General features: G+C 71.3%; 6 protein-coding genes. 5 read left to right on the forward strand and 1 reads right to left on the reverse strand.

Annotated features, from left to right (window positions below; all coding sequences use genetic code 11):
- The first annotated feature begins 639 nt into the window (after positions 1–639).
- From Ade02nite_RS40355 to Ade02nite_RS40365, 4 genes are all read left to right on the forward strand, one after another.
- Entirely contained in the window at positions 640–2,139 is a 1,500-nt protein-coding gene (locus Ade02nite_RS40355) for an MFS transporter (protein WP_203775550.1), read from the forward strand.
- 145 nt (positions 2,140–2,284) lie between these two features.
- A complete protein-coding gene (locus tag Ade02nite_RS40360; RefSeq protein WP_203775552.1) occupies positions 2,285–2,575 on the forward strand; it encodes a hypothetical protein in 291 nt (96 codons plus the stop codon).
- Between the two features lie 97 nt (positions 2,576–2,672).
- Positions 2,673–2,789, forward strand: a complete 117-nt coding sequence (locus Ade02nite_RS49875) for a histidine phosphatase family protein (RefSeq protein ID WP_239169397.1) — start codon at positions 2,673–2,675, stop codon at positions 2,787–2,789.
- Between the two features lie 20 nt (positions 2,790–2,809).
- Positions 2,810–3,244, forward strand: a complete 435-nt coding sequence (locus tag Ade02nite_RS40365; RefSeq protein ID WP_239169398.1) for a histidine phosphatase family protein — start codon at positions 2,810–2,812, stop codon at positions 3,242–3,244.
- On the opposite strand, the gene Ade02nite_RS40370 is transcribed toward Ade02nite_RS40365, so the two are convergent.
- Positions 3,241–4,302 carry a LacI family DNA-binding transcriptional regulator gene (locus Ade02nite_RS40370; protein WP_203775554.1) on the reverse strand — a complete coding sequence of 354 codons (1,062 nt, stop codon included), beginning with the start codon at positions 4,300–4,302 and terminating at the stop codon, positions 3,241–3,243. The genes Ade02nite_RS40365 and Ade02nite_RS40370 overlap by 4 nt on opposite strands.
- 73 nt (positions 4,303–4,375) lie before the next feature.
- On the opposite strand from Ade02nite_RS40370, the gene Ade02nite_RS40375 reads away from it, so the two are divergent.
- Entirely contained in the window at positions 4,376–5,527 is a 1,152-nt protein-coding gene (locus Ade02nite_RS40375; protein WP_203775556.1) for a phytanoyl-CoA dioxygenase family protein, read from the forward strand.
- Positions 5,528–5,660: the final 133 nt, after the last annotated feature.

The raw sequence follows: 5,660 nt of genomic DNA on the forward strand, positions 1-5,660 counted from the left end.
GCCCGGCCAGCCCGGAGGAGTGCTCGGCCAGCCCGGAGGAGCGCCCGAGCTGGCTGGGGCAGCACCCGAGCTGGCTAAGGGAGCGTCAGGGCTGGCCGGGGCAGCGCCTACACATGCGGTCGCCCGCGCCCGCGAGGAAGCAATCGAGCTAGCCTCCTAGGATGCCGTGAGCTGGGAACTCGCGGTTCCACGAGCCACGCTTCATGCCGTGCGTCCGTTGCGCGCCGCAGCCCTCCAGCCGCGTATCCGCTGCGTGTTCCAACCCCTTCATGTCGCGGGCCCGTTCGGCGTCCTCGGCTCTGCGCGCTGCGTGCCCGTGGTCGCCGGCGGGGCCCTTGATCGCACGCCCGTTCCGCGGCCCCGGACTCCGTGCACCGCGTGCCCGCTTGTTCGCCCGCACGCCTTGACCGGGGCCCGCCGCGCGCCCCTGACCTGTGTGCCGCATGCCCCCTTGTTCGCTCTCGGGCCCGTGCGCGAGTCCTCTCTATGGCCGCCCAGCCGCCGCGTTCCGCGATGCCGGTAACGCGCCGCGCCCGCCTCCGAACCCCGCGCAGTGTGACGTAAGCAATTGTTGACTTGCCTCACCTCGCCCCGATAATAAGTCAGCATTCGTTTACATCTTCTGACGCGGGGTTCCCCATGACACAGACCATCGAGGAGTCGCATCCCGCGACTCCCACGCCGGGCGCGCGTGGTGCCACCGGCAACATGCTTGTGCTCTACCTGTCGCTGGGTGGCCTCGCCTTCGCGGTCCTTCAGTCACTTGTCGCCCCAGCGCTTTCGACGATCGGGCGCGACCTCGGCGCGGACACCAGCGACGTCAGTTGGGTCATCACGGCGTACCTGCTCTCCGCCTCGGTCCTCACCCCGATCCTCGGGCGCCTCGGCGACATGGCCGGCAAGCGGAAGGTCCTGATCGGCGTCCTCGTCGCGCTCGCCGCCGGCACGCTGCTCGCCGCGCTCGCGCCGAACCTCGGCGTCCTCATCGTGGCCCGGGCCCTTCAGGGCGCCGCCGGCGCGATCCTGCCGCTCTCCATCGGCATCGTGCGCGACGAGCTGCCCCGCGAAAAGGTCAGCGTCATCGTCGGCCTGCTCTCCGCCATTTTCGGCGTGGGCGCCGGTGTCGGCATCGTCGGCGCCGGGCCGATCGTCGAGCACCTGTCGTGGCATTGGCTGTTCTGGCTGCCGCTGGTGCTAGTCGTCGTCGCGCTCGCCGGTGTCGTCTTCGGCATGAAGGAATCCCCGGTCCGTACGCCCGGCAAGCTCGACGTCCTCGGCACGCTGATCCTGTCGGTGTCGCTGGTCTCGCTGCTGCTCGCCATCAGCAAGGGCCAGTCGTGGGGCTGGGGCAACGGCAAGACCGTCGGCCTGCTGATCCTCGGCGTGGTGACGCTCGCCGGCTTCGTGCTGGTCGAGCTTCGCGTCAAGGAGCCCCTGGTCGACATGCGCCTCATGCGCCTGCGCGGCGTGTGGGCCACCGACCTGGTCGCGCTGATCCTCGGTTTCGCCATGTTCGGCACGTTCCTGCTCGTGCCGACCCTGCTGCAGTTGCCCGCCGTGACCGGCTACGGCTTCGGCAAGTCGGTCTCGCAGTCGGGCCTGTTCCTGCTGCCCACCGTCGTCATGATGGTGTTCTTCGGCCCGTTGGCCGGCCTGCTCGACCGCAAGTTCGGCCCGAAGCTCCCGATGTTCCTGGGCGCCGTCTCGGTCGTCGCGGCCTTCGCGCTGCCCGCCTTCGCCCACGGCCAGATCTGGCAGGTCGTCGCCTCGGGGGTCCTCACCGGCGCCGGCATCGGCCTGGCCTTCTCCGCCATGTCCAACGCCATCATCGAGAGCGTCCCCGCCGCCCAGACCGGCGAGGCCACCAGCGTCAACACCATCGCCCGTACGGTGGGCAGCAGCATCGGCACCGCCGTGGTGGCCGCCGTCATCTCCTCGCACACCACCGCACAGGGCCTCCCCACCGACGACGCCTTCACCATGGGGTTCGCGGTCTGCGCCGGCGTAGCCGTCCTGGCCGTGATCGCGGCCCTGGCCCTCCCGTCAGCCCACCGCCGCCACGAGCAGGCCGTGGAGACCGGTGTTGCGGACCTCCCACCCGAGCCCGAAGAGATCCACCTGCCGCACCGCCACTCCTGACGCCCATGCCGGCCGCGGCGCCTCCCCGCCGCGGCCGGAGTCCTTTTCACGCCTGACGCAGAGGTATGTCGTCGAATGGCTTCGCCCGGCCCGGCCCGGCGGGGTAGAGTCTCGCCGCTCCTACAAGATCCAGCAGGGAGGCGGCGTGGCGGCGGATCCAGCGCCTCAGGCGGACTACCTCTTCATCCAGGGCGTCATCTGGGGCGCCCTCGGCCTTCTCGTCGTCGGCGCCGTCGTCTCCCGGCTGCGCAAGCGCCGCGTTCGCCGAGCCCGCCCCGTGAACGGTCCCTTCCCTCCTCAGGGCCCCTATCCAGGTCCGTTCGCTCCCGCCGAGCACTACCCACCCGGCCCGTATTCGCCACATCAGGCCGCCTCACCCGCGTCGGCCGGCCGGCCGGAGCCGGAGACCGCGCCGCCGCCGGAGGACCGAAGCTGAGCCGGAACCGAAGCCCCAACAACGGCGCGGTGCCCTGTGCTGTGTCTCGACGTCTACTCTGGAGCGCCGCCGTACCCGGGGAAGGAAAGCGACGTCCATGGGGAGCACCCACCTCTATCTCGTCCGCCACGGGGAGCAGGACCCCGCCTCCCACGAGCCCGGCGCCGGGCTCTCGCAGCGTGGTCTCGACCAGGCCGACCGGCTCGGCGGCTGAGCGGCGTGAACTTCACGGCGATGCACCACAGTCCGCTGGCGCGGGCGGCCCAGACCGCGGAAGTCGTCGCGAAGCATCTGCCGCAGGTGCCCCGGCATGCCTGTGACTTCGCGACGGATCGGACGCCGGTGCCCTCCGCGGAAGAGCGGGCACTTTATCCATCCCAGTGGCATGGCTGGCTCGACGGCGTTCCGGCGGACGAGCGGGACGATGACGCGGCCGCCCTCCGCCGGGCCGTCGCCCACTTCGGAGTCGCCGGCACGGACGAGCGGCGTGAGCTGCTGATCACGCACAACTTTGTGATCGGCTGGTTCGTGCGGCACGTGCTGGACGCCCCGGTGTGGCGCTGGATCGGCCTGAATCAGGACAACTGCGCGATCACCGTCGTGCGCTGGGAGACCGGGCGGCCGCCGGCCCTGGTCAGCTTCAACGACACCGGGCACCTTCAGCCCTAGAAACGGACCGGCGGCGCGTTGTGCGGTGTGATGACCTGGATCGCCGACGGTGTGGCCCACGGGCTGCCCGGTAGTTCTTTGCGCGCCCGCAGCAGCGACCGGCAGGCGGTGCGCAGGTCGTGCCTCAGGTCGTGGTGCAGCACGGCCGAGATCCGGCGCTGCCGCAGCAGGGGAGTGTTGTCGGCGTCGAGGTCGTGCGCGATGAAGACCGCATAATGCCGTTCCTCGTCGCGGAACGCGTTCACGACCGCGCTCGTGCCGCCCGCGCCCGCGTACATCGAATAGACGGCCACGATCCCCGGATACGCGGCCAGAGCCGCTCTGGTGGCGGTGTAGACGGCCGACGGCTGCTCTTCCTCGTCGACCACCTCGATCACGGACCGCCCGCAGGGGCGCAGCTCCGCCCGGAAACCGGCGTCACGCTCGTCCTCCCCGAGATACGACCCACGCCCCCGGACGACGAGCACATCGCCGCGGGCGCCCCCGGGCGAGGAGCCCGATGCGGGGTCGCCCGAGGAGGCCAGCCACTGGGCGATCAGGTAGGCGGCTGTGGCGCCGGCCGCGCGGTTGTCGACGCCGACGTAGGCGACGCGGCGGCTGGCGGGGAGGTCGGTGACCAAGGTGACGACCGGGATGCCCTGACGGTCCAGGCGGTTGACGGCCGCGATGACGCCGGGGACGTTCGGGGCCTTGAGGATGACGCCGTGCGAGCCGGGCAGGCGGTCCAGGAGCCGGAGCAGGTCCGGCACGGCGGGGCTCGGCAGCAGGTGGAACCGGGCGCGCACGACGGCCGGCCGCAGGTCGGGCAGGGCGGCCTCCAGCGCCGTGCGGACCGCCGTGCAGAAGCGGGCCGGTGCCTGCACCACCAGGTCGATCAGGAACGTGCGGCCGCCGACCGCCAACTGGGAGCGCTGGCGGTCGAGGTCGTCGATGGCCCGGCGCACCTCGAGCACGGTGCTCTCGCGCACCCCGCCGCGCTCGTGCAGGACCCGGTCGACCGTGGCCGCGCTCAGCCCGGCCTGCGCCGCGATCTCCCGGATGCGATACCGGTGCCGCATGCCGTCCAGCCTGAGGTGCTTTTGAGGTGTTCACAAGGCCACAGGCGGACGGGAACTTCCTAGCGTCAAGGCCATGACCTCATGGACGGACATCAGCCTGGACGATTTCCGGGCCGTCACCGAGCAGACCACCGACGCCTCCGCCTACCCGCTCGCCGACGCCGTCGAGCGCAACGTCCTCGTCTACGGCGCCAAGCTGCTGGAGCACGACCGCGACACGGCGAAGAATGAACTTATTCATGCACTCGCCGACGGGCCCGGCATAGTTCTCTTCAAGGGCGCCTTCGCCCCGGCCGTCGTCGATCGCGCCACAGCCGTCTTCACCGAGATGATCGCCGAGCAGAAGGCCGCGGGCGTCGCCGGCGGTGACCACTTCGCCAAGCCGGGTGCGAACGACCGGGTCTGGGGAGCCTTGGACAAGTTCGCGGTACGCGACCCCGAGGCGTTCGCCGGCTACTACGCCAACGACCTGCTGGCGCTGGTGTGCGACGCCTGGCTGGGCGCCGGCTACCAGGTCACCTCGCAGGTCAACGTGGTGAACCCGGGAGGCCGCGCCCAGGTCGCCCACCGCGACTACCACCTCGGGTTCATGTCGCGGGAGCAGGCCGGGCGCTATCCGCTCCACGTGCACCTGCTCTCGCCGGTGCTGACCCTCCAGGGCGCGGTCGCCCATGTCGACATGCCCGTCGAGACCGGCCCGACCATGTACCTGCCGCACTCGCAGAAGTACCCGGGCGGGTATATCGCGTTTCACCGCCCCGACTTCACTGAATACTTCGATGCGAACTACGTGCAGCTGCCGCTGGCCAAGGGCGACGCCGCGTTCTTCAACCCCGCGCTCTTCCACGGCGCCGGCACCAACCACAGCACCGACGTGCGGCGCATGGCGAACCTGCTGCAGGTGTCGTCGGCGTTCGGCCGGGCGATGGAGAGCGTCGACCGGGCCGCCATGAGCCTCGCGCTGTATCCGGTGCTGCGTGGTCGGGACGAGACCTTCGTCCGCAACGTGGTGGCCGCCTGCGCCGAGGGCTACGCGTTCCCCACCAACCTCGACCGCGACCAGCCGGTGGGCGGCCTCGCCCCGCGCACCCAGGCCGACCTGATGCACGAGGCCCTCCGCGAGGACTGGCCCCACGACAGGTTCGCCGCAGAGTTGCGCGCACAGCAGGAGCGCAGATCACCGAAGCCGCAAGCCCGGACGGAAGATACGGCCGCTGAGGGCTGAGGGATAAGGCGGGCGTGGGCCGCGAGGACGGGGGCGCGAGGGCGCCGCGGCGCGGGAGAGGTGCGGCGCGGGGGAGGTGCGGCGCGGGGGAGGTGCGGCGCGGGGGAGGTGCGGCGCGGGGGAGGTGCGGCGC

Origin of the sequence: Paractinoplanes deccanensis, assembly GCF_016862115.1 — a bacterium.
Taxonomy (GTDB): domain Bacteria; phylum Actinomycetota; class Actinomycetes; order Mycobacteriales; family Micromonosporaceae; genus Actinoplanes; species Actinoplanes deccanensis.

Coding starts and splice junctions, on each gene's coding strand:
- Ade02nite_RS40355 (WP_203775550.1), top strand. CDS start 640: ATGACACAGACCATCGAGGAGTCGCATCCCGCGACTCCCACGCCGGGC.
- Ade02nite_RS49875 (WP_239169397.1), top strand. CDS start 2,673: ATGGGGAGCACCCACCTCTATCTCGTCCGCCACGGGGAGCAGGACCCC.
- Ade02nite_RS40365 (WP_239169398.1), top strand. CDS start 2,810: ATGCACCACAGTCCGCTGGCGCGGGCGGCCCAGACCGCGGAAGTCGTC.
- Ade02nite_RS40370 (WP_203775554.1), bottom strand. CDS start 4,302: ATGCGGCACCGGTATCGCATCCGGGAGATCGCGGCGCAGGCCGGGCTG.
- Ade02nite_RS40375 (WP_203775556.1), top strand. CDS start 4,376: ATGACCTCATGGACGGACATCAGCCTGGACGATTTCCGGGCCGTCACC.